The 21,144-nt window shown below is 71.3% G+C and carries 22 protein-coding genes and 1 pseudogene; 12 read left to right on the forward strand and 11 right to left on the reverse strand.

Annotated features, from left to right (window positions below):
• Positions 1–30 precede the first annotated feature (30 nt).
• The gene (locus OHA55_RS04485) at positions 31–753 is read right to left on the reverse strand and encodes a ZIP family metal transporter (RefSeq protein WP_266702988.1); all 723 of its coding nucleotides are present in this window, start codon (positions 751–753) and stop codon (positions 31–33) included.
• Positions 754–866: 113 nt separating this feature from the next.
• Here OHA55_RS04485 and cobC point away from each other — a divergent pair, with 113 nt between their 5' ends.
• A complete protein-coding gene (gene cobC / locus OHA55_RS04490) occupies positions 867–2,453 on the forward strand; it encodes an Rv2231c family pyridoxal phosphate-dependent protein CobC (RefSeq protein WP_266702990.1) in 1,587 nt (528 codons plus the stop codon).
• A 271-nt stretch (positions 2,454–2,724) separates the two neighbouring features.
• Here cobC and OHA55_RS04495 read toward each other — a convergent pair whose 3' ends face one another.
• The gene (locus OHA55_RS04495) at positions 2,725–3,915 is read right to left on the reverse strand and encodes an SCO1860 family LAETG-anchored protein (RefSeq protein WP_266702992.1); all 1,191 of its coding nucleotides are present in this window, start codon (positions 3,913–3,915) and stop codon (positions 2,725–2,727) included.
• A 520-nt stretch (positions 3,916–4,435) separates the two neighbouring features.
• On the opposite strand from OHA55_RS04495, the gene OHA55_RS04500 reads away from it, so the two are divergent.
• Entirely contained in the window at positions 4,436–5,893 is a 1,458-nt protein-coding gene (locus OHA55_RS04500; RefSeq protein ID WP_266702994.1) for a PH domain-containing protein, read from the forward strand.
• A 33-nt stretch (positions 5,894–5,926) separates the two neighbouring features.
• On the opposite strand, the gene OHA55_RS04505 is transcribed toward OHA55_RS04500, so the two are convergent.
• Positions 5,927–6,262, reverse strand: coding sequence for a cupin domain-containing protein (locus OHA55_RS04505; protein ID WP_266702996.1), 336 nt, complete (start codon positions 6,260–6,262; stop codon positions 5,927–5,929).
• A gap of 72 nt (positions 6,263–6,334) precedes the next feature.
• Between OHA55_RS04505 and OHA55_RS04510 the strand changes: the two genes are divergently transcribed.
• The gene (locus tag OHA55_RS04510; RefSeq protein ID WP_266702998.1) at positions 6,335–7,270 is read left to right on the forward strand and encodes a GlxA family transcriptional regulator; all 936 of its coding nucleotides are present in this window, start codon (positions 6,335–6,337) and stop codon (positions 7,268–7,270) included.
• A gap of 37 nt (positions 7,271–7,307) precedes the next feature.
• Here OHA55_RS04510 and OHA55_RS04515 read toward each other — a convergent pair whose 3' ends face one another.
• Entirely contained in the window at positions 7,308–8,432 is a 1,125-nt protein-coding gene (locus tag OHA55_RS04515; RefSeq protein ID WP_266703000.1) for an amidohydrolase family protein, read from the reverse strand.
• 117 nt (positions 8,433–8,549) lie between these two features.
• Here OHA55_RS04515 and OHA55_RS04520 point away from each other — a divergent pair, with 117 nt between their 5' ends.
• The 5 genes from OHA55_RS04520 to thpD all read left to right on the forward strand — a co-directional run bounded on the left by OHA55_RS04520 (position 8,550) and on the right by thpD (position 13,529).
• Positions 8,550–9,656 carry an alanine--glyoxylate aminotransferase family protein gene (locus OHA55_RS04520; protein WP_266710414.1) on the forward strand — a complete coding sequence of 369 codons (1,107 nt, stop codon included), beginning with the start codon at positions 8,550–8,552 and terminating at the stop codon, positions 9,654–9,656.
• A gap of 461 nt (positions 9,657–10,117) precedes the next feature.
• Positions 10,118–10,582: a diaminobutyrate acetyltransferase gene (gene ectA / locus OHA55_RS04525; RefSeq protein ID WP_266710415.1), complete on the forward strand. Its 465-nt coding sequence runs from the start codon at positions 10,118–10,120 to the stop codon at positions 10,580–10,582.
• A gap of 247 nt (positions 10,583–10,829) precedes the next feature.
• Positions 10,830–12,095 (forward strand): diaminobutyrate--2-oxoglutarate transaminase, encoded by a 1,266-nt coding sequence (ectB, locus tag OHA55_RS04530; RefSeq protein WP_266703001.1) that lies wholly within the window; start codon positions 10,830–10,832, stop codon positions 12,093–12,095.
• A gap of 96 nt (positions 12,096–12,191) precedes the next feature.
• Positions 12,192–12,590: an ectoine synthase gene (locus OHA55_RS04535; RefSeq protein WP_266703003.1), complete on the forward strand. Its 399-nt coding sequence runs from the start codon at positions 12,192–12,194 to the stop codon at positions 12,588–12,590.
• Between the two features lie 3 nt (positions 12,591–12,593).
• On the forward strand, positions 12,594–13,529 hold the full coding sequence (thpD, locus tag OHA55_RS04540) for an ectoine hydroxylase (RefSeq protein ID WP_266703005.1): 936 nt from the start codon (positions 12,594–12,596) through the stop codon (positions 13,527–13,529).
• Positions 13,530–13,620: 91 nt separating this feature from the next.
• On the opposite strand, the gene OHA55_RS04545 is transcribed toward thpD, so the two are convergent.
• A complete protein-coding gene (locus OHA55_RS04545; RefSeq protein WP_266703007.1) occupies positions 13,621–14,475 on the reverse strand; it encodes a sulfurtransferase in 855 nt (284 codons plus the stop codon).
• Positions 14,476–14,761: 286 nt separating this feature from the next.
• Between OHA55_RS04545 and OHA55_RS04550 the strand changes: the two genes are divergently transcribed.
• Positions 14,762–15,376 (forward strand): RraA family protein, encoded by a 615-nt coding sequence (locus OHA55_RS04550; RefSeq protein WP_266703009.1) that lies wholly within the window; start codon positions 14,762–14,764, stop codon positions 15,374–15,376.
• Between the two features lie 52 nt (positions 15,377–15,428).
• On the opposite strand, the gene OHA55_RS04555 is transcribed toward OHA55_RS04550, so the two are convergent.
• The 3 genes from OHA55_RS04555 to OHA55_RS04565 all read right to left on the reverse strand — a co-directional run bounded on the left by OHA55_RS04555 (position 15,429) and on the right by OHA55_RS04565 (position 16,722).
• Positions 15,429–16,040 carry a dihydrofolate reductase family protein gene (locus OHA55_RS04555; protein ID WP_266703011.1) on the reverse strand — a complete coding sequence of 204 codons (612 nt, stop codon included), beginning with the start codon at positions 16,038–16,040 and terminating at the stop codon, positions 15,429–15,431.
• 275 nt (positions 16,041–16,315) lie between these two features.
• Positions 16,316–16,483 carry a hypothetical protein gene (locus tag OHA55_RS04560; RefSeq protein WP_266703013.1) on the reverse strand — a complete coding sequence of 56 codons (168 nt, stop codon included), beginning with the start codon at positions 16,481–16,483 and terminating at the stop codon, positions 16,316–16,318.
• Positions 16,480–16,722, reverse strand: a complete 243-nt coding sequence (locus OHA55_RS04565; RefSeq protein ID WP_266703015.1) for a hypothetical protein — start codon at positions 16,720–16,722, stop codon at positions 16,480–16,482. Before OHA55_RS04565 ends, OHA55_RS04560 begins: the two co-directional genes overlap by 4 nt.
• A 104-nt stretch (positions 16,723–16,826) precedes the next feature.
• Here OHA55_RS04565 and OHA55_RS04570 point away from each other — a divergent pair, with 104 nt between their 5' ends.
• Positions 16,827–17,657: a helix-turn-helix transcriptional regulator gene (locus OHA55_RS04570; RefSeq protein ID WP_266710416.1), complete on the forward strand. Its 831-nt coding sequence runs from the start codon at positions 16,827–16,829 to the stop codon at positions 17,655–17,657.
• Complete coding sequence (locus OHA55_RS04575; protein WP_266703017.1) at positions 17,654–17,860, forward strand: DUF397 domain-containing protein; 207 nt, start codon at positions 17,654–17,656, stop codon at positions 17,858–17,860. Before OHA55_RS04570 ends, OHA55_RS04575 begins: the two co-directional genes overlap by 4 nt.
• A gap of 109 nt (positions 17,861–17,969) precedes the next feature.
• Here OHA55_RS04575 and OHA55_RS04580 read toward each other — a convergent pair.
• The 3 genes and pseudogenes from OHA55_RS04580 to OHA55_RS04590 form a co-directional block, all read right to left on the reverse strand.
• Positions 17,970–18,284 (reverse strand): annotated as a pseudogene (locus tag OHA55_RS04580) (NUDIX domain-containing protein); the annotation flags it as partial.
• 12 nt (positions 18,285–18,296) lie between these two features.
• The gene (locus OHA55_RS04585; protein ID WP_266703019.1) at positions 18,297–18,431 is read right to left on the reverse strand and encodes a hypothetical protein; all 135 of its coding nucleotides are present in this window, start codon (positions 18,429–18,431) and stop codon (positions 18,297–18,299) included.
• 154 nt (positions 18,432–18,585) lie between these two features.
• Positions 18,586–19,851 (reverse strand): IS701 family transposase, encoded by a 1,266-nt coding sequence (locus tag OHA55_RS04590; RefSeq protein WP_266703021.1) that lies wholly within the window; start codon positions 19,849–19,851, stop codon positions 18,586–18,588.
• Between the two features lie 156 nt (positions 19,852–20,007).
• On the opposite strand from OHA55_RS04590, the gene OHA55_RS04595 reads away from it, so the two are divergent.
• A complete protein-coding gene (locus OHA55_RS04595) occupies positions 20,008–21,141 on the forward strand; it encodes an IS630 family transposase (protein WP_266703023.1) in 1,134 nt (377 codons plus the stop codon).
• Positions 21,142–21,144 lie beyond the last annotated feature (3 nt).

The following is a 21,144-nucleotide window of genomic DNA, read 5'->3' on the forward strand; positions in this document are numbered from 1 at the left end:
TGAGGGGCCTCCTTCGTGGCGGGGCTCCGCTCAGTCCGCGATGCCGACGACCAGCCAGATGAAGCCGACCCCGCCGATCGTGCAGAGCACGGTCGAACGCGCGGGGTGGTCGTGGTGGGCCTCGGGCAGGATCTCGGCGGCGGCGAGGTAGAGGAGCGCGCCGCTGAAGAACCCCAGATATCCGCCGAGCAGTTCCTCCGGAAGAGTGAACACCAACGTGGTCGCCGCGCCCACGATCGGGGCGATCGCGTCCGCGAAGAGCATGAAGAACGCCTTGCGGCGATTGTTCCCGTAGAGACTGGTAAGGGTGTAGGTGTTGAATCCGTCGGCGAAGTCGTGGGTGATGACGGCGAGTGCGACGGCGGCCCCCATGCCGGCGCCGACTTGGAAGGCGGCGCCGAGCGCGACCCCGTCCATCAGGCTGTGGCCGACCATCGCGGCCGCCGCCGTCAGCCCCACCTGGGGGACGCGTTCCTCGCCCGCACCGTGCGCCGCCTGGCGTACGGCGAGCAGGCGCTCCACCAGATGGGCCAGCAGAAAGCCCCCCACGAACAACAGCAGGGCGGCGGGCACCCCCGCCACGGGCCGCCCGGCCGCATCGATCGCCTCCGGCAGGAGGTCGAGACCGACCACGCCGAGCATCAGCCCGCCGGCGAAGCCGAGCACCAGGTGCCGGCGGTCGGTGACGCGTTGCGCGACCCAGCCGCCGGCCAGAGTCATCAGGAACGCGCCGAGCGCGACGAACACCGCCATGGGCCCTTGCTAGCCGATCGGCCCCGTTGCCCGCATCTCCGCAGGAGCGCCGTACGCCCCGCCGGGTGTCCCCCGAGGACCCGGCGGCGGCGGACCGTACGAAAGGACTTCCCGTGACCGCAGACGCAGGGTCCGGACCCCACTCCCCCGCCCCCGCCGCCGGGCCCGCGCTCGTCGTCGGCGTGGGTGCCCGCAGGGGCGTCCCGGGCGAGGAGGTGTCCGCGCTGATCGAACAGGTGCTGCGGACGGCGGGTCTCGCGGTCTCCGACGTGGTCGAACTGGCCACCGTCGAGGCGAAGACCGCGGAGCCGGGCATCGTGGCGGCGGCCGCGCGGCTCGGGGTTCCGCTGCGCGGCAGGTCGGCCGCGGAGCTGACCCGGGTGCCGGTGCCCGGAGCGTCCGAGGAGGTCGGCGCATGGGTCGGTACGCCCTCGGTGGCAGAGGCGGCGGCGCTCTGCGCGGCGGACGAACTGGTGGTACCGAAGACGAAGTCGGCCCGTGCGACGTGCGCGGTGGCCCGCCGCGGCGGGGTGCGCGCGGTTCTCCCGGAAGCGGAATCTTCCGCTGCGCCGGTGACGGGAGGCGCCGCGCCCATCACCATGGCTGCCATGACTCCCCCCACGCGGTACTTCGAGAGCGGCGGCCCCGACCTGCGTCACCACGGCGACGCGGAGGTGCGCGGCCGGCAATTGACCGATCTCGCCGTGAATGTCCGGACGAACACCCCGCCGCACTGGTTGCGGGAACGCATAGCGGCCTCCCTCGGAGGGCTCGCCGCCTACCCCGACGGCCGTGCGGCGCGGGCCGCCGTCGCCGCCCGGCACGGGCTCCCGGTGAACCGGGTACTGCTCACCGCCGGGGCGGCCGAGGCGTTCGTGCTGATCGCGCGGGCACTGCCGGCCCTGCGGCCGGTCGTGGTGCACCCGCAGTTCACGGAGCCGGAGGCGGCGCTGCGGGCGGCCGGGCACGAGGTGGGGCGAGTGATCCTGCGGGCGGAGGACGGGTTCCGGCTGGACCCGGCGAGGGTGCCGGAGGACGCCGATCTGGTGATCGTCGGCAATCCGACCAACCCGACGTCGGTGCTGCACCCGGCCGGTGTGCTGGAGGCGCTGGCGAGACCGGGCCGGACCCTGGTGGTCGACGAGGCGTTCATGGACGCCGTGCCCGGGGAGCGCGAGGCGCTCTGCGGGCGTACGGACATCCCGGGCCTCGTCGTGCTGCGCAGCCTCACCAAGACGTGGGGGCTGGCCGGGCTGCGGATCGGCTACGTGCTGGCCGATCCCGGGGTGATCGCCCTGCTGGAGGAGGCGCAGCCGCTCTGGCCCGTGTCGTCGCCGGCGCTGGCGGCGGCCGAGGCCTGCATGGAGCCGCGGGCACTGGCGGAGGCGGCCTGCGCGGCGGACCGGATCGCGGTGGACCGGGCCCATCTGCTGGCGGGCATCGCGGAGTTCGGCGAGATCGAGGTGGTGGCCCCGGCGCAGGGGCCGTTCGTGCTGATCCGGCTGGAGGGTGCGTCCGAACTGCGGGAGGGGCTGCGTTCGCTGGGGTTCGCGGCCCGGCGCGGGGACACCTTCCCGGGGCTCGGACCGGACTGGCTGCGGCTCGCGGTCCGGGACCGGGTGACGACGAACCGCTTCCTGCAGGCACTGGACCTGGCGCTCCAGGCGATGCCAGTGGTGGCCGGGAGGCAGGCGGGGTGACGCGGGGCGGGCCGTCCGCGGGAAATCGGGGGCGGCCCGCACGGATCGGGGCGTACCGGCAATCGGGGGCGTACCGGCGGGAAATCGGGGGCGAACCGGCGGGGTTCGGGACGGCCCGTACGGATCGAGGACGCCCGAGCGGGGATCGGGGGCGTACGGGTGGCCCGTCACGGTGCTGTACGCCCCCGGCGCCCGGGTACTGCGGGCCGGGCCGCGCGCCCGCCTGAGCGCGCGGTCCGGCCGGTGCCCACCTGCCCGGTGGCGGGCCGGATCAGTCCTGGGCGCGCCTGCGGGCGAGCACGGTCGCACCGGCGCCGAGCGCCAGCAGCAGGGCCGCGCCGCCGGCGATGAGCGGGGTGCTGGAGCTGCTGCCGGTCTCCGCGAGGTCGTCCCCGGAGACGGTGGCCGGGGAGTTGTCGGCGCCGGTCTGCGTCTTCACGTCGCCGCCGCCGGAGGTGCTGCCGGTCGAGCCGGTGTCGCCCGTGGCGCCTTCGTCGGTCGCCCCGCCGTCCTCCTGACCGCCGTCCGTGGAACCGGAGTCGCCGGTGTCGCCGGAGGTCTCGCCCGAGCCGTTGTCGCCGGTCGCCCCGCTGTCCGTGGCGCCGCCGTCGTCCGTACCGCCGTCGTCGGAGCCTCCGTCGTCGCCGTAACCTCCGTCGTCCGTGCCGCCGTTGCCCGACCCGCCGTGACCGGAACCGCCGTGGCCGGAACCGCCGTGGCCCGAGCCGCCGTTGCCCGAGCCGCCGTGGCCGGAGCCGGGCGTGCTGCAGGTCGCCTCGGCGAGAGTGATGTCGCCCTTCACGTCGGCGACGTTGAGGTTGCCCGGGTTGAGGGAGATCCGCAGCTGAAGTGCCGCAGCGGCGGCGGTCTTCGAGGTGGTGCTGGTCTTCGACAGGTCCAGGGTCACCTTGCCGACGCCGGGCACGTCCACCTCGGTCCTGCCGCCCGCCGTGAGGGTGATCCGCTTGCCGAGGACCGTCACATGGCCGAGGACGTTCGACTCCGCGACCGGCTTCCTGCCGACCTCGCAGACGGCCTTGGAAGTGACCTTCTCGACCTCGATGAGCGGGAGGAGCGGCAGCCCGGGGACCTGCACGCGGGCCTTGACGAGGTTGCTGTGCCCTTCCGCACGGCGCTCGTCGGCCGTGGCGCCGGAGGTCGCGACATCGGCCCGCAGCACCTGGACCGGACCCTTGTCCACACCGTCCAGCCTGACCGAGAGCGCGGTCTTCTCGGCACTCTGCGGGGCGTGGACCTCGTTGAGCGTGGCCGTGAGCGGTACATCGACGGTCTTGCCCACGAGCGAGACGTCGAGCGCCGTCCGGAGCACGACCGCGCTCGCCTTGCCCTCGCCCGTGCCCGTCGTCGCCGGAGCTGCGGCCTGCGCGGGGAACGCGGCGAACAGGGCGACGGGAGCGGCGGCGGCCGCCAGGGCGGCGAGACGGAAGGTGTTGCTGTTCAAAATGGTGGAACCCCCACAAGAGACATGGAGCCGACGGCGCCGTCCAATGGGGGACATCGCGTGCGCCGTCGGCCTCGACTCCGTGAATTTTTACGCACAGAGAGTGAAGTGGCGGACACCTGACGCTAGTTCACCCTAAAGGGGGGTTTTAGCGTACGTTTTCGAATCTGGCGGCACGCTCGTTCCCCGGACTAACCCGTTTCACCGAATACGCGGTGTCGACGGTGGCGTCGAGGGATCGGATCGGGCATTCACAACGAGAGGGCAGCCGGATCGTCACTGCCTGTCAACGCGGCGCCCCTGGCGCTCTGCCGAGGACCGCAGTCCGCGCCGGGGAACGCCGGCAGGCAGGCCGGTCCGGACACTGCCGCAACCCTGACAAGCGCGCGGTTCGCCACTGACGGGCTGTGGCCATGATCGAGGCCGGGCGCCGCCGGCGAGCGGTGTCGGCAAGGTCGCGCCCCGAACGCTGCCGTAGCCCTCACAAGATCGCGTGCCGGGCCGGTGACATGCTGTACGCATGACCGAAGAGCCTCAGCCGACCTTCCGTTCCGCTTTCGCGGGGGCGTTGTCGCGCGTCGGGCTCGGGAGGGTCGCCGCCGAGGTGAACGCGGACGCCGACGGAGTGCGCCACCGGTCCCCGCTGCGGCGGGGGGAAATCCCGTGGCAGGACGTGAGGGCACTGCGCGTCCACCGGACGCCCACGCGGCGCCAGGAGCGCAAACGTGTCAGCCTGCTGCTGAGCGACGGGCGCGTCCGCTTTCTGCCCCAGCCGCGGAGCTACCTCACCACGGACCCGGAGTTCGACGCGAAGGTGGAAGCGCTGCGGGCGCTGCACCGCCGTCACGGAACGCCCGACGAGCCGGATCATCTCCACGTCATCGACCCGCGCACGGGAGGGCACGGCCTCTTCCGGCCGCTCGCGCTGTGCGCGCTGCTGCTCGTGGTGGGCGCGACGGTGGCGGTGGTGGGCGTACCCGACGCCCTCGCCGACCAACGGGCCTGGCGGTCGGCCGTCCCCTGCACGGCGGGGACCCCCTCCTACGATCGGGCCGAGTGCCTGACCGACAAGTCAGGAGTGATCTCCCGTACCGAGGCCAAGAGCGGCAAAGGCGAGGACAGTTGGCTGTATTTCTCCGGGAGCCGGCCACGCGAGCGGATCCTGGTGACCTACGACACGGCCGTCGCGTTCGTGCCGGGCGACCGGGTCGAGGTGACCTTCTGGCGCGGAACCCCGAGAGCGGTCGTCGGCACACACGCGGCGTGGCACGAGCACCTGGTCCCCGCAGGTCAGATCCTGGCCCTCGCGGCGGGGTTCGTGCTCGCCGCCGGTTACCCCGCCGCCGTGGCCGCGCTGCGGGTGCGGGGGCGCGGGCGTCCCGACGACGAAGTCCTTCCCTCGGTCTTCCCGTTCGTGGGCGCGCTGTTCGCGACGGCCCTGTGGCTACTGCCGCTCTGCGTCCTGCACCCCACGGACCTGTTCGGGTCGCCCACGACGATCATCTGGGCGGTGGCCGGTACGGCCTTGTCGGCATGGCTCCTCGTACTGGCCGTCCGGGCCACCCGTGTACGGCCTCCGGCGGAGACCGTGTCGACGGACGCGACGGACGGCGTCGGCAGCGGGGAGGAGGAAGAAGTGTTCCTGTTCGCCCGGTTCCTGGACTCCACCGCTTACAACCCGTACGGCTTCGGCACCCACCTCGTGCTGGGCGGCGGGGAAGCGCTCGCGGTCTCGCCGCACCCCGGTCCCGGCCGGTTCGCGGTGAAGCGGGTCCCGGTGGAGCGAATCACCGTCCTGCGGGTGCGGCGGCTCCGGGGCGACGACGGCGACGACGTCCCCGGCGACTGGCAGGTGGCAGAGCTGGACGACGCGGGCACCCCCCTCCGCCTCGGGGCCGCACCCGCCGACCTGGCCCGGATTCTGCACGCCCTGGGACACGCCACGAACGCTGTGGGGACCGGGGCACCCGCGCACTGAAAGTGCTGTCCCGCATGATCCGCCGGACACGCCCTAACCCTCCGGGTAGAAGAGGAACAGCGTGCAGCCGGTCGGGGTCGACGGCACGTGCCACGACCCGGCCGGGGCGTGCAGGAACGTGCCGGCAGGGTAGTCGCGTGCCCCGTCGTTGAAGGTGCCCGAAACTACGTAGACCTCCTCCGGGCCGGGCTCGTGGACGTCGCGGCGCGGCCAGGAGGTACCCGCCTCCATCTCCAGCACGTTGGCGTGCGCGCCGGCCGGTCCTCTCCACAGGGGACGCAGCCGGATTCCGGGGAACAGCTCACGGACCGGGGCTTCGTCGGCGGAGGCGGAGGTGTAACCCTCCTGCGCCAGAATTTCGGGGTGCATGCCCACAACCGTGCCGCGCCCGGGGCGCGGCAGGACAGAGACCGCGACGACACCGTAGGGTACTTTCCTGCCATGCATCGCGTGGTGGCTCTGGTACGGCCGGTGCAGTCGGTCTTCGAACTCGGCTGCGCCGTCGAGGTCTTCGGCACCGAGCGGCCCGGAGTGCCGCAGCACTACACGTTCGAATCGTGCACGGAGACGCCCGGCCCGGTGCCGACCACGGGCGGATACACGATGTCCGTCCCGCGGGGCCTGTCCGCGCTGGACACCGCGGACACCGTGATCATCCCGGGCTGGCTGCCGGTGGAGGAGCCGCTCACCGATGGCGCGCGCCGCGCGCTGGTGCGGGCGCACGCACGTGGGGCGCGGCTGGTCACGATCTGTTCCGGGGTGTTCGCGCTGGCCCGCACCGGACTGCTGGACGGCCGCTCGGCCACCACGCACTGGGCGCGTGCCGAGCAGCTCCGACGTGAGTTCCCCGGGGTGCGCGTGGAACCGGACAGGCTCTACGTGGATCACGGCGACGTCGCCACCAGCGCCGGCGCGGGCGCGGGGTTCGACCTCTGCCTGCACTTGGTCCGGAACGACCATGGGGCCGCCTACGCCGCTCTGCTCGCGCGGCACATGGTGCTGCCGCCGCTCCGCGAGGCCGGTCAGGCTCCGTACGCGCCGCCCCCACCGCCCGGCGACGCGCTCGACGGCCTGCTCCGATGGGCCGACGAGCGCCTCGGCACACGGCTGTCGGTGGACGACCTGGCCGGGTACCTCGGCGTCTCGCCCCGCACCCTGGCCCGGCGTTTCTCCGACCGGCTCGGCACCAGCCCGGGTGCGTGGCTGCTCGCCCGTCGGGTGGCCGCGGCCCGCACCCTGCTGGAGGAGACGGACTTGCCGGTCGAGGCGATCGCGACCCGCGTCGGTCTCACCTCCGCGGTCAACCTGCGCCGCCGCTTCCGTGCCGGGACCGGCACGACCCCGGGCGCCTACCGGCGAGCGTTCCGGGTCCCGTGATCCGCCGGACCCACGTACGCGATGTCAGCCCGCGGTATCAGCCCACCACCCGGCCGTTCAGCACCACGTGGCGGGGCGCGGCCAGGACCGTCACGTCGGCGCGCGGGTCCTCGGCACAGACGACCAGGTCGGCCGGGGCGCCCTCGTCCAGGGCGGGGCGGCCCAGCCAGCGCCTCGCTTCCCAGGTGGTCGCGGCGAGCGCCTCCAGGGGCGGGATGCCGGCCTTGACCAGCTCGGCGACCTCGGCGGCCACCAGGCCGTGCGGGAGCGAGCCGCCCGCGTCCGTACCGACGAAGACCGGGATGCCCGCGTCGTACGCCGCGCGCACGGTGTCGTACCGGCGTGCGTGGAGCCGGCGCAGATGGGCCGACCAGCGCGGGAACTTGGCCTCGCCGCCGTCCGCCAGGTGCGGGAAGGTCGCGATGTTGACCAGGGTCGGCACGATCGCGACGCCGCGTTCGGCGAAGAGCGGAATGGTGTCCTCGGTGAGGCCGGTGGCGTGCTCGACACAGTCGATCCCGGCCTCCACCAGGTCGCGCAGCGAGTCCTCGGCGAAGCAGTGCGCGGTGACCCGGGCGCCCAGCCGGTGGGCCTCGGCGATGGCGGCCTCCACCTCTCCGCGCGGCCAGCAGGGGGTGAGGTCGCCCACTTCCCGGTCGATCCAGTCACCGACCAGCTTCACCCAGCCGTCGCCCCGGCGGGCCTCACGGGCGACGTACGCGACCAGGTCGCCGGGCTCGATCTCGTGGGCGTAGTTGCGGATGTAGCGGCGGGTCCTGGCGATGTGGCGGCCGGCCCTGATGATCTTCGGCAGGTCGTCCCGCTCGTCGGTCCAGCGGGTGTCGGAGGGCGATCCGGCGTCGCGGAGCAGCAGGGCGCCGGCCTCCCGGTCGGTGAGCGCCTGCTGCTCGGTGGTGGCGGCGTCGACGGGGCCGTGGCGGTCGAGGCCGACGTGGCAGTGCGCGTCCACCAGTCCGGGCAGTACCCAGCCCTCGACGGTGTCCGCCGCGTCCGCGCCGGGGGGCCGCTCGTAGGTGATCCGGCCGTCCACGGCCCACAGTTCGTCCCGCACCTCGTCCGGGCCGACGAGCACCCGTCCCCTCACCCGCAGCACGCGCCGGTCCCGGTCGCGGTGCTCGCGCTGATCGCTGTGATCACTCATGTGCGGCACTGTACGAGGCGGTCGGTACTCTCGGACCGAGCGCTGTTCGTACACAGGCCCGCTGCTGTTCGTACACAGGCCCGCAGAATGACTGACCGAACCGGAGAGAGCACCACCGTGACGCACCCCTTCCTCGACCTCGCCCCGCTCACCCCCGCGCACTTCGCGGCCATCGAGAAGCGGGTGGCCGGCCTCCTCGCCACCGAGCAGGACGTGGTGATCATGCAGGGTGAGGCGCTGCTGCCTCTGGAGGGCTGCATCCGGGGCGCCGCCCGGCCCGGTACGACCGCGCTCAACGTCGTCACCGGCCCGTACGGACAGACCTTCGGGAACTGGCTGCGCGACTGCGGCGCCGAGGTGATCGACCTGGCGGTGCCGTTCCACACGGCCGTCACCGCCGAGCAGGTCGCCGCCGCCCTGGCCGAGCACCCGGAGATCGACTTCGTCTCCCTGGTGCACGCGGAGGCCGCGACCGGTAACACCAACCCCGTCGCCGAGATCGGTGAGGTCGTCCGGGCCCACGGTGCCCTCTTCATGCTGGACGCGGTGGCCTCGGTGGGCGCCGAGCCGTTGCTGCCGGACGCGTGGGGCGTGGACCTGTGCGTGATCGGCGCGCAGAAGGCGATGGGCGGCCCGGCGGGCGTCTCGGCCGTCTCGGTGAGCGGGCGCGCCTGGGAGCGGATCGCCGCCAACCCGCAGGCGCCGCGCCACTCCTACCTTTCGCTGCTGGACTGGAAGCAGCGGTGGATCGACGGTGGCCGCAAGGCGCTGCTGCACGCCCCGGCGCAGCTGGAGATGCTGGCGCTGGAGGCGTGCGTCGAGCGGATCGAGGCGGAGGGTCTGGAGGCTCTCATGGCCCGTCACTCCGCCGCCGCCGCTGCCACCCGGGCGGGCGCGCTCGCGCTCGGCGGTGGGCTGACGCCGTACGTCCACGAGGCGCGCGACGCCGCACCGGTCGCCACGACGCTGCGGGTGCCGGACGGGGTGGACGCCTCCGCGCTGGTGGCGCAGGCGCTTCTGACGGAGCCCTCGCTGCCGCTGATCGCGGGCGGCGGGGCGCTGTCGAAGGAGATGGTCCGGGTCAATCACTACGGGGTGGACGCGACGCGCGGAGCGGTCCTCGCCTCCCTCGCGGCGCTGGGTTCGGCGCTGGCCGGGGCCGGCCGGCAGGTCGATCTGGAAGCTGCCCGCACAGCCGTGCGGGAAACCTGGCCGAACGTATGACCCACCGGGCGCGGCGCTTTTCGCGGCCGTTGCCCGAATTCCCTGAGCATTGAATTCCATGAATGCGGGGAGCTGCTTTTCGACAAGCAGCTCCCCGCATTCTTGTGCCCGGGTTCCCGTGACGTAAACGCGTTGATCACGGGGGCGTCCGGAGTGGTGGTCCGGGCGCGTTTCACGGGAGTTGCATCGCTGTGACAGACCCCACACGAGGGGTGTTATGCCGGATAAATCCGCTACGAAACACCAGAAAACGCCCGCCCGACCGATCGGGCTCGCACTCGCGTGATAACACGTGGGCCTGCGCCACCCAACCCTTTTCGCCAGTGCAATTCTGCAATTTGCTGGGTAAATTCCCTGGCATGAGCGCCGCACCAGCAGACCTTGCCCGTGCCCGAATCGACTCCGCCGCCGCCGATGCGCCGACAGCCCCGAGCACATTCCTCACCGTGGACGTCCCACGCGTGGAGGACGGGGCTTCGTTGTGGCGCATCGCCCGCGACTCCGAGGTCCTCGACCTCAACTCCTCGTACAGCTACCTGCTCTGGTGCCGCGACTTCGCGGCGACCTCGGTGGTCGCCCGGGACGAGCGCGGCGAGCCGGTCGCCTTCGTGACCGGTTACGTCCGCCCGGACCGCCCGCAGACGCTCGTCGTCTGGCAGGTGGCGGTCGACTGTGCGTACCGGGGCCGGGGGCTGGCCGCCACCCTGCTGGACGCGCTGACCGGACGCGTCGCCGCGGAACAGGGGCTGGTCGCGGTCGAGACGACCGTGACGCCCGACAACACCGCGTCGAACCGGCTCTTCACCTCGTACGCCGAGCGTCACGACGTGGGGCTGGAGCACGAGGTGCTCTTCGCCGGGGAACTGTTCCCCGAGGACACGCACCTGCCCGAAGTGCTGTACCGCATCGGGCCGTTCGGCAGCTGACGCCGGGCAGGCCCGCAGGGGCCGCCGCCATCCGCCGGCTCCGTTCCCCCTCACCGCTCACGCGTCCGCCCGCGCCGCCGCCGTGCCGCCGGACCACCGCCCACGGGTCCGCGCCGCCGCCGCCGTGCCGCCGGACCACCGCCCACGGGTCCGCGCCGCCGCCGCCGTGCCGCCGGACCACCGCCCACGGGTCCGCGCCGCCGCCGCCGTGCCGCCGGACCCGTGCACAACCCCTCAGGAGATCGCCGTGACCATCACCCCGCCCGCCCTGAGCGTCTTCGAGACACTGGAGTCCGAGGTCCGGAGCTACTGCCGGAGCTGGCCCGCCGTGTTCGACCACGCGCGGGGCGCCCGGCTGACCGACGAGGACGGCCACAGCTACCTCGACTTCTTCGCCGGCGCCGGTTCACTCAACTACGGCCACAACAACCCCGTGCTGAAAAGGGCGTTGCTCGACTACATCGAGCGGGACGGCATCACCCACGGGCTGGACATGGCGACGACGGCGAAGCGCGCCTTCCTGGAGACCTTCCAGAACGTGATCCTGCGGCCGCGCGATCTGCCGTACAAGGTGATGTTCCCGGGCCCGACCGGTACCAACGCCGTCGAATCGGCACTGAAGCTGGCGCGCAAGGTGAAGGGGCGCGAGTCCGTGGTCTCCTTCACCAACGCCTTCCACGGGATGTCGCTCGGCTCGCTCGCGGTGACCGGCAACGCGTTCAAGCGGGCCGGTGCGGGCATCCCGCTGGTGCACGGCACCCCGATGCCGTTCGACAACTACTTCGACGGCCAGGTCCCCGACTTCCTGTGGTTCGAGCGGCTGTTGGAGGACCAGGGCTCCGGGCTGAACAAGCCGGCCGCCGTGATCGTGGAGACCGTCCAGGGAGAGGGCGGCATCAACGTCGCCCGCGCCGAGTGGCTGCGCGCGCTCCAGGAGCTGTGCCACCGCCAGGACATGCTGCTGATCGTGGACGACATCCAGATGGGCTGCGGGCGTACCGGCGGCTTCTTCTCCTTCGAGGAGGCGGGGATCGTCCCGGACATCGTCACCCTGTCGAAGTCCATCAGCGGCTACGGACTGCCCATGTCCCTCTGCCTGTTCACCCCGGAGCTGGACGTCTGGGAGCCCGGCGAGCACAACGGCACCTTCCGCGGCAACAACCCGGCGTTCGTCACGGCCGCCGCCGCGCTCGACGCCTACTGGGCGGACGGCCACATGGAGCGGCAGACGAAGGCCCGCGGCGAGCAGGTGGAGCAGGCCCTGCTCTCCGTCTGTGCCGAGGACGCCACCGCCTCCTTCCGGGGCCGGGGCCTGGTGTGGGGGGTGGAGTTCACCGACCCGGCGCGCGCCTCGGCGGTCACCGCGCGCGCCTTCGAGCTCGGGCTGCTGCTGGAGACCTCGGGCCCGCAGAGCGAAGTCGTCAAGCTGCTGCCGCCGCTGACCATCACCCCCGAGGAGCTGGACGAGGGGCTGCGCACACTGGCCCGTTCCGTCCGCGAGACAGCCTCATGACCAGCGCGCTCCCTTCGGGGGACGCGGCCTGACCGGGTCTTCCCCGGGCAGGCGACACAGAGAGAGTCACCGCAGAGAGAAAGGCACCACACCACCGTGATCGTCCGTTCGTTCAACGACATCGAGAACACCGACCGGCACGTGAGGTCCGCCTCCGGGACCTGGGAGAGCAAGCGCATCGTGCTCGCCAAGGAGAAGGTGGGCTTCTCGCTCCACGAGACCATCCTGTACGCGGGCACGGAGACGTCGATGTGGTACGCGAACCACATCGAGGCCGTCCTGTGCACGCGGGGGGAGGCCGAACTCACCAACGACGACACCGGTGAGAAGCACTGGATCGCCCCCGGCACCATGTACCTGCTCAACGGCCACGAGCACCACACGCTCCGGCCGAAGACCGATTTCCACTGCGTCTGCGTCTTCAATCCGCCCGTCACCGGACGGGAGGACCACGACGAGAACGGCGTCTACCCGCTGCTGACCGAGGAGGCCTGAACCATGACCACGTACGCGCGCACCGACCCGTCCGTCCCGCGCACCGACCCGTCCGTCCCGCGCACCGATCTGTATCCCTCGCGCGGCGCCGCCGAGACGGTCGTCGCCCGCCGGGACCCGGTCGTCTGGTCCGCGCCGGGCGCCCCCGGGCCCGTACCCGTACAGAGCCTTCTCACCTTCGAGCGGGACGGGTTCCTCGCCGTCGACCAGTTGCTCACCCCGGACGAAGTCGCCGGCTACCAGGCCGAGATGGAGCGGCTGATCGCCGATCCGGCGGTCCAGGGCGACGAGCGCTCGATCGTGGAGCCGCAGTCGGGGAAGGTGCGTTCCGTCTTCGAAGTGCACCGGATCAGCGAGGTGTTCGCCCGGCTGGTCTCCGACGAGCGGCTGGTGGGCGCGGCCCGCCAGATCCTCGGCTCGGACGTGTACGTGCACCAGTCCCGGATCAACGTGAAGCCGGGGTTCGGCGCCTCTGGTTTCTACTGGCACTCGGACTTCGAGACCTGGCATGCGGAGGACGGGCTGCCGAACATGCGGACCGTCTCCGTCTCGATCGCGCTGACCGAGAACCACGACACCAACGGCGGGCTGATGATCATGCCCGGTTCGCACCGGGCGTTCCTCGGCTGCGCGGGCGAGACGCCGAAGGACAACTACAAGAAGTCCCTCCAGATGCAGGACGCCGGCATCCCGTCCGACGGTGCGCTGACGGAGATGGCCGGTGCGCACGGCATCAAGCTCTTCACGGGCAGGGCGGGTTCGGCGACCTGGTTCGACTGCAACGCCATGCACGGTTCGGGGGACAACATCACCCCGTTCCCGCGCAGCAACGTCTTCATCGTCTTCAACAGCGTGGAGAACGCGGCCGAGGAGCCCTTCGCGGCTCCGGTGCGGCGCCCGGAGTTCATCGGGGCCCGCGACTTCACTCCGGTGCGGTAGCCACTGCGGTGCGGTAGCGGGTGGCCGGGGTGGGACGGTTTCGGCCGTCCCACCCCGGCCGCGTGTGCGGGAGCGGTGGCGCGGGCCCGTCTCAGCGGGCGGGCCCGGTCTCCACCGGACGGGCCTCGTCGCGGCTGTACGCGGACCAGCCGCCGACGTAGAGCCTTCCGCTGCCGAGCCCGGCGTGCTCCAGGGTCAGCAGGTTGTGGCAGGCCGTCACGCCCGAGCCGCAGTAGGAGACCACCGTCGCCGCGTTGTCCGCGACCACTCCCCCGGCGGCGAAGTTGTCCCGGATCGCCTGCACGGGCAGCAGCCGCCCGAACCCGTCCAGGTTCTCCCGGCAGGGAACGTTCGCCGCACCGGGTACGTGGCCGGGGCGGGGGTCGACGGGGTCCTGGGCCCCGACGAAACGGTCCCGGTTGCGGGCGTCGACCGCCAGGACGTCCGACAGCGCGAGTTCGTCCGCCTCCACCAGTGCCTCCGCCGGCCAGGGACGTACGGAGAAGGCTCCTTCACGGGCGGGTACCGGTTCGTCCGTCGTCAGGGAGCCGGGGTACGCCTCGGTCCAGGCGGCCGGCCCGCCGTCGAGAACGGCCGCGCGGCGCCCGGTGGTCCGCAGCATCCACACCAGCCGGGCGGCTATGACACCCCCCTGATCGTCGTAGGCCACGACGATGTCCTCGTCGTCGATCCCCAGCGACCGCATGCCCTCGGCGAACACCTCGGGGTCCGGCAGCGGGTTGCGGCCGCCGGTGGGCGTCGGGGGTCCCGTCAGCCAGCGGTCGAGGTCCGCGAACACCGCGCCGGGCAGGTGTCCTCCCTCGTACGCGGCACGCCCCGAACGCCCGTCCAGGTACCACCTCACGTCCGCCAGGACCACACGCCCCGGCAGATCCTTCAACTCCTCGACCCGCGCGAACGGCGGGACCTCCACGAATGTGCCCATGGCCGGACGCTAGGCAACCGTCCACCATGCGAGCCAATGCATTCCGCATAGCGAGACGCCTCGTCGAGGTCGGCCATCGTGCCGAACCGTCGCCCGTGTCCGGACGCCGCGTCAGGACAGCGCGGTTGCGGCGCCCCTGTCGTGCGCAGACCCCTGATCGGGGACGGCAACGGCGTTGTACTGTCGGCTCCCGGTGGCGGCACCGCGCGGAAGAGCCGGAGCGGACGCCCGCCACCGGGCGAACCTTCGCGCACAGGAACACAGGCACACAGGCACAGAGGAACCAATGGACAACGAGTTCCGGGACATCCCTCCCACCACCCTCGCCGACCTGCTGGGCCGCGAGCAGGTCATGGACATCGGCATCCGTCCGCTGTGGAACTCGCCGCGGGTCGCCGGTCCCGCGTACACCGTCCGGTGCGAGCCCGGCGACAACCTGATGCTGCACGCCGCGATCTACCGCGCCGAGCCGGGCTCTGTCGTCGTCGTGGAGTCGGGCGATCTGGATTACGCGCTGGCCGGTGGCAACGTGTGTGCCGTCGCCCAGCGCAGGGGCGTCGCGGCCTTCGTGGTCGACGGCCTCGTACGCGACCTCGCCGAAGTGCGCGAGGCCGGGTTCCCGGTCTTCTCCCGTGGCGTCATCCCGGTTCCCGGAACCAAGAGGAAGATCGGCACGCTCGGTGAACCGGTCCGCGTCGGCGGGGTGCTGGTGCACCCGGGCGACATCGTGGTCGCGGACGAGGAGGGCGCCGTCGTCGTCCCCGCCGCCCGCCAGGAGGAGGTCCTCGCCGCCGGGCGGACGAAGCTCGCCGAGGAGGCCGGGCAGTCCCTCGACGCCTGGGAGGAGAGCCACCGCGCCCGCATCGAGAAGGCGCTGAACGACCAGGGCTTCATGGGCTGACCCGGCGGCCCGGGGGACCGGACGGCAGGGCGACGGGACGTACGGGGCGTCCTTACGCGTCGGCCCCGTACGTCCCGTACTCCGGAAGGCCCGTCGGCTCGTAGACGTGCACCGCGACACCGGCGGGCGTCGTCCCGTGGTGCAGCAGGCGCAGGCCGACCGGCGTACCGCCGTCCGGAAAGAGGCGTCGCCCGTCGCCCACCACTACGGGGGCGACCGCGAGCCGCACCTCGTCCACCAGGCCGGCGGCCAGCAGGGAATGGCCGAGCCGGGCGCTGCCGTGGATCTGGATCTCGCGGCCGGGCATCCGCTTCAACTCGGCTACCTGGGCGGGGATGTCACCGGAGAGGATCGTGGTCGGCTCCCACCCGGCCTCGGTCAGGCTCCGGGAGGCGACGTACTTCGGTGAGCCGTTCAGAATGCGGGCGTTCGGGTGGTCGGTCATGGCCGGCCAGTCCCGGGCGAAGTTCTCGTACGTACGGCGGCCGAACAGGAACGCGTCCGCCCGGCTCAGCCAGTCGGAGGCCACCCGCTCGAACGCCTCGTCCAGATGCGGCACGAACCAGCCGCCCCGGGTGAAACCGTCACTGGTGTCCTCCTCCGGGGAGCCCGGACCCTGTGAGACGCCGTCCAGGGACACGAACTCCTGCAGTACCAGCCTCACCGCGCACCACTCCTCTCCCGGGCGGGAATCCGTCCGTCCCGCCCCTGCCTACGGACCTCGTGACCTGCCGCGACTCCTTCGCCCGGGGACGGCCACCGACGCAGCGGTCCCGGAGGCTGGAGCACAGCGACAGAATGCCCCCTTCGCCGTGAACACCTGCGGACGAATCCTCCCGGCGCGTCCCCGTCGCCACCTCGCCCGCGTGGTCGCGGCGGGCGAGGCGGGACCGCAGGGCGTTCCCCCCTCACCTCCCGGCGGCAGGTCTCCCGCAGCGGTCAGCCGTCCTCGCCGCCGGGATGCTCGGCCTGCTGATGCCGCCTGCGCAGAACCCGCCAGTCCACCGCGCCGCTCGGATCACCTCGCGACTCGGCTTCCTCCTCCGCGAGGTCGAAGTCCTGGCAGGTCCCGCAGCCGGGGCCCTCGTGACCGGCTTCCTGGATCACAGCGCGATCCCCCGGCTCCTCGCGTTGTCCCGCGCGACCCCCGCGCGCATCCGCTCCTGGGTGGTCGCGGCCCGCAACCACCGCGGATCGGCCTCCCATTCCCGTCCACCGCCGATCGGCCGGAGAGCCCAGTACCCGCCGGCCAGTCCGCGGAACTCCCCGATGCGTGCTCCCTCACCGTCCTCTCCGGTGTCGACGAGGACGGTTCCCGGGGGCGGAAGGCTCGCACCTGTGTCCATCGATCATTCCTCTCCGTAGTGATCCGACTACTCGGCGCTTCACGGTGACCTAGGATGCAAACATCTTCAACTTGCGCCAGATGAAGGAAGAGTGGGAAACGCGCATGGTGCACCGAAAGGAACTGGACCCGGAGAAGTCGCCGAAGGCGGCGTTCGGAGCGCTCTTACGCAGGCTGCGGGACGAACGCGGCTGGACCCAGGACGAGCTGGCCGCACGCATGGGATGGTCCGGGACCCACATTTCGGCCGTGGAAACTGGCCGACGCTCTCCAACTCTCGCCTTTGCGAAAGCTGCTGATCGCGTATTCGGCACGGGAGACCGCCTGGTGCGACTGAGCCAGGCGGCCCGGCAGACGGCGCTCCTTGAGGGCTTCCCCGAGTATGTAACCCATGAGGCCCGCGCCGCCGAAATCAGGCTGTACGAGGTCGGCGTCATACCGGGCATCCTGCAAACGCCGGGGTACGTGACTGCCCTCACCACTCGCACGATCGAACGAGGCGCCATCACCCCAGAACAGGGCGAGGAACGCATCGCGCTTGTCACGGAGCGCCAGGCAGCGCTTGAACGAACGCCACCGCCCCTCATCTTCGTCGCCCTGGACGAGAGCTGTCTGAGAAGGCCGGTGGGCGGCGCGACCACCATGGACGGACAGTTGGCGCGACTGATCGAGTTCGCCGCGCTCCCGAACACAGTGCTTCAGATCGTCCCGTTCAGCATGGGAGATCGCCGCCCGCTCAGTCTGCCGCTGTACATCCTGACTATGGAGAACCGCTCTCTGATGTCGTACGCGGAGTCCGCGCTACGCGGGCGTCTCGAGCGCGAAAGTGGCTCTGTAGTACCTCTGTTGACCGCATACCATCAGTTGCAGGCCGAGGCGCTCTCCCAGGCGGCGTCCGTGGCCATGATCGAGCAGCTACGAAAGGGCACCCCGTGACGACCGAGTCCCCCCGCTGGTTCACGTCTTCCTACAGCGAGAACGGTGGCGCGTGCGTCGAAGTCGCCGTCAACCTCGCCGCCCTGCACGGCATCGTCCCCGTACGCGACTCCAAGGACCGCAGCGGCCCGGCCCTCGGCCTTTCCGCCCCTGCTTTCGCCGCGCTCGTCGCGGGCGTCAAGGCCGGGGAACTCGGCTTCTGAGCAGCCCTGTTCGAGACCCATCCCCGTACACGGACGAAGCCCCGCCGCACCTCCAGCAACGGAGGAGCGGCGGGGCTTCATCATGTGCCCACTTCAACCGGCCACGCCCCTAGTCCCAGTTGTGGAAGGTGACTCCGCCGGGCCTGTCGAGGCTGCCCCTGAGGCCGGCGGCCGGGTACTCGATCACGTCCTCGGGCAGGTCGTGCTCGGCGAACCAGCGCAGGTCGAGGCACTTGTCGGGTTCACGGTTGACCGGGAAGCCGGTGAACGCGCGCGCTTCGTAGAAGTAGCCGATTCGGTCAGGCGTTCCGTCGCCCTGGTGGTGTACGACGGTGTGCAGCAACGCGAGTGACTCCGGGACCACATGAAGCCCGGTCTCCTCCCTCAGCTCGCGTGCCGCTCCTGCGGCGAGCGGCTCGCCCTCTTCGAGCTTCCCCTACGGTGCGTGCCACCGGCCGTGTCCGTAGGCGCCCGCTCGCCGGGAGAGCAGAAGCTTGTCGCCGTCGCGGACGATCACGTGGACGTCGATGATCGGCCTGAGGGGGGCGGGCGCCTGCGGGGAGGGGCTCATGAGGGATCCCTGTCGGGTCGTCGGGGCAACACGACGACGCTAGTAGGGCTTGGTCAGGTCGGTGCGGCTGTGGGTATGTCGCGGTGGCAGGTGGGGCAGGCGCCGGTCCAGGTCGCGAGGAGTATCTGTAGCTCGCGGACGACTCGGTAGAGGCTCAGGCCGGCGCCGTGTCTTTTGGGGCTCTGGCCAGTCGTTGCAGGGTGCAGAAGGCGTGCGCGACGGAGACGAGGGTGACGTGATGGTGCCAGCCACTCCAGGTGCGGCCCTCGAAGTGGGCCAGGCCCAGGGCCTGTTTCATCTCGCGGTAGTCGTGTTCGATGCGCCAGCGGAGTTTGGCGAGGCGGACCAGGGTGGTCAGCGGGGTGTCGGCCGGGAGGTCGGAGAGCCAGAACTGAACAGGTTCTTCCCTGCCGGCCGGCCACTCGGCCAGGAGCCAGCACTCGGGCAGTTCCGGGCCGTCGGCGGCCTGGCGGACCTCGCGTCCGGCAGGCCGGATCCGCAGGGCCACGAAGCGTGAGTACATCCGCTTGAAGCCGCTGCGGCCACTGCCGGGCCGGGATCCCTCACGCCATTGCACCGGCTTCGCCGCTCTGCGTCCGGCGGCTACGACCAGGTGTTTCACGGACTGTGGCTTGTCGGGGTACTTCGCGACCGGTGGGCGTCCGTTCCCGGAGTACGGTTCGGTCACCGGTGCGGCGTGGCCGGGGTGGGCCGACATGGTGGTCGAGATGCCCACCACGTAGTTGAGCCCGCGGGCCTGGAGGCCGAGGCGGAAGGCCGCGGCGTCGCCGTATCCGGCATCCGCGACAGCCAGCGGGACCTCGATGCCCCATGAGCGGGTCTCGTCGAGCATGTCGAGCGCGAGCTGCCATTTCTCCACGTGCCCGATGTCGTCGGGGATGCCGCAGGCGGTGCGGCGGGCGACCTTGTCCGGGTCCGCCTTCACGGATCCGGGCGCCCAGGTCTCGGGCAGGAACAGCCGCCAGTCCACCGCCGCCGAAGCATGGTCACAGGCCATGTGCAGGGAGACGCCGACCTGGCAGTTGGTGACCTTCCCGGCGGTTCCGGTGTACTGCCGTGACACGCACGCCGAGGCACTGCCGTCCTTGAGGAACCCGGTGTCGTCGAAGACCAGCGCGGTGGGCCGGATCGCCTGTTCCATCCTCCAGGCCAGCTTGGCTCTCACGTGTGCGGGATCCCACGGGCTGGTGGTGATGAAGTGGGCCAGTGCCTGACGGTTCCCGTCCTCGCCCAGCCGGGCGGCCATCGGCTCGACCGACTTGCGCCGCCCGTCCATGAGCAGGCCCCGCAGATAGACCTGCCCCCACCGACGCTGATCGTTCCTCGCGAACGGCTCAAAAACCTCCGCCGCGAAATCCTCCAACTCACCACGCAAAGCCGCAATCTCGTCCGGAGTCACACCCTTCCAACGCGACACCGAACACAAAGACACGCACCGCCACAATCAACCTGACCAAGCCCTACTAGTGCCGCATCAGACAACCTTTGCCCCGTAGTGACGTGACGCGCCGTTCGGATGCTGGTCCGGACGGCGCGAGGTCGCCAGGCTGTCCGGGTGGCAGAACGAGTACGTGTCCGCGAGATCGATGACGACGCGGGGCAGCGCCTGTTGCGGACCATCCGCAGAGGCACGGGGTCGGTGGTGACCTGGCGGCGCGCCCAGATGGTGCTGCTGTCCGCGCAGGGTATGCCCGTGGCGAAGATTGCCGAGGTGACGTTCACGAGCGCGGATCGGGTCCGAGACGTGATCCACAACTTCAACACCGACGGCTTCGACTCCCTGTATCCGAAGTACAAGGGCGGCCGGCCCAGGACCTTCACCCTGCCCGAGCGGCGCGAGATCAAGAAGATCGCGAAGTCCAAGCCAGCCGAGCACGATCTGCCGTTTTCGACCTGGAGCTTGACCAAGCTGGCGGACTTCCTGGTAGCCGAGGGGGTGGTCGACGACATCAGCCACGAGGGCCTGCGCATCCTGCTCCGCGAGGAGGGCGTCTCCTTTCAACGCTTGAAGACCTGGAAGACCTCCAAGGACCCTGACTACGCGGCGAAGAAGGCCCGCGTTGAGCACCTCTACGCGATCGCCGACGCCGAGGTCATACCCGAGGAGGGCGAGCCCGAAGTCGTCTTCTGTATAGACGAGTTCGGGCCGCTCAACCTGATGCCCCACCCGGGCCGGCAGTGGGCCGAACGCGGCGGCAAGCACAAGGACCCCGACCGCGAACCTCGCCGCAGGCGGCGGGCGACCTACAACCGCTACGGCGGAGTGCGGCACCTGTTCGCCGCCCTGGACCTGGCCAAGGACAAGCTCTACGGCCACATCAAGCCGGTCAAGAAGCGCACCCAGTTCCTGGAATTCTGCCGCTACCTGCGCAGCCTCTACCCGTCCCAGGTCCGTATCGCGATCGTCTGCGACAACTTCTCCCCGCACCTGACCACCAAGAAGTGCCAACGCGTCGGCACCTGGGCCGCGGCGAACAACGTCGAAATCGCCTACACCCCCACCAACAGCTCCTGGCTCAACCGCATCGAGGCCCAGTTCACCGCGCTGCGCTACTTCACCCTCGACGGCACCGACCACGCCAGCCACAAGGAACAGGGCAGCATGATCCGCCGCTACATCATCTGGCGAAACCGCCACGCCGACGACCAGCGCCTACGCGCTGTCGTCGACAGGGCTAACGCTGCCTGATCC

Source organism: Streptomyces sp. NBC_00102, from assembly GCF_026343115.1.
Lineage (GTDB): Bacteria > Actinomycetota > Actinomycetes > Streptomycetales > Streptomycetaceae > Streptomyces.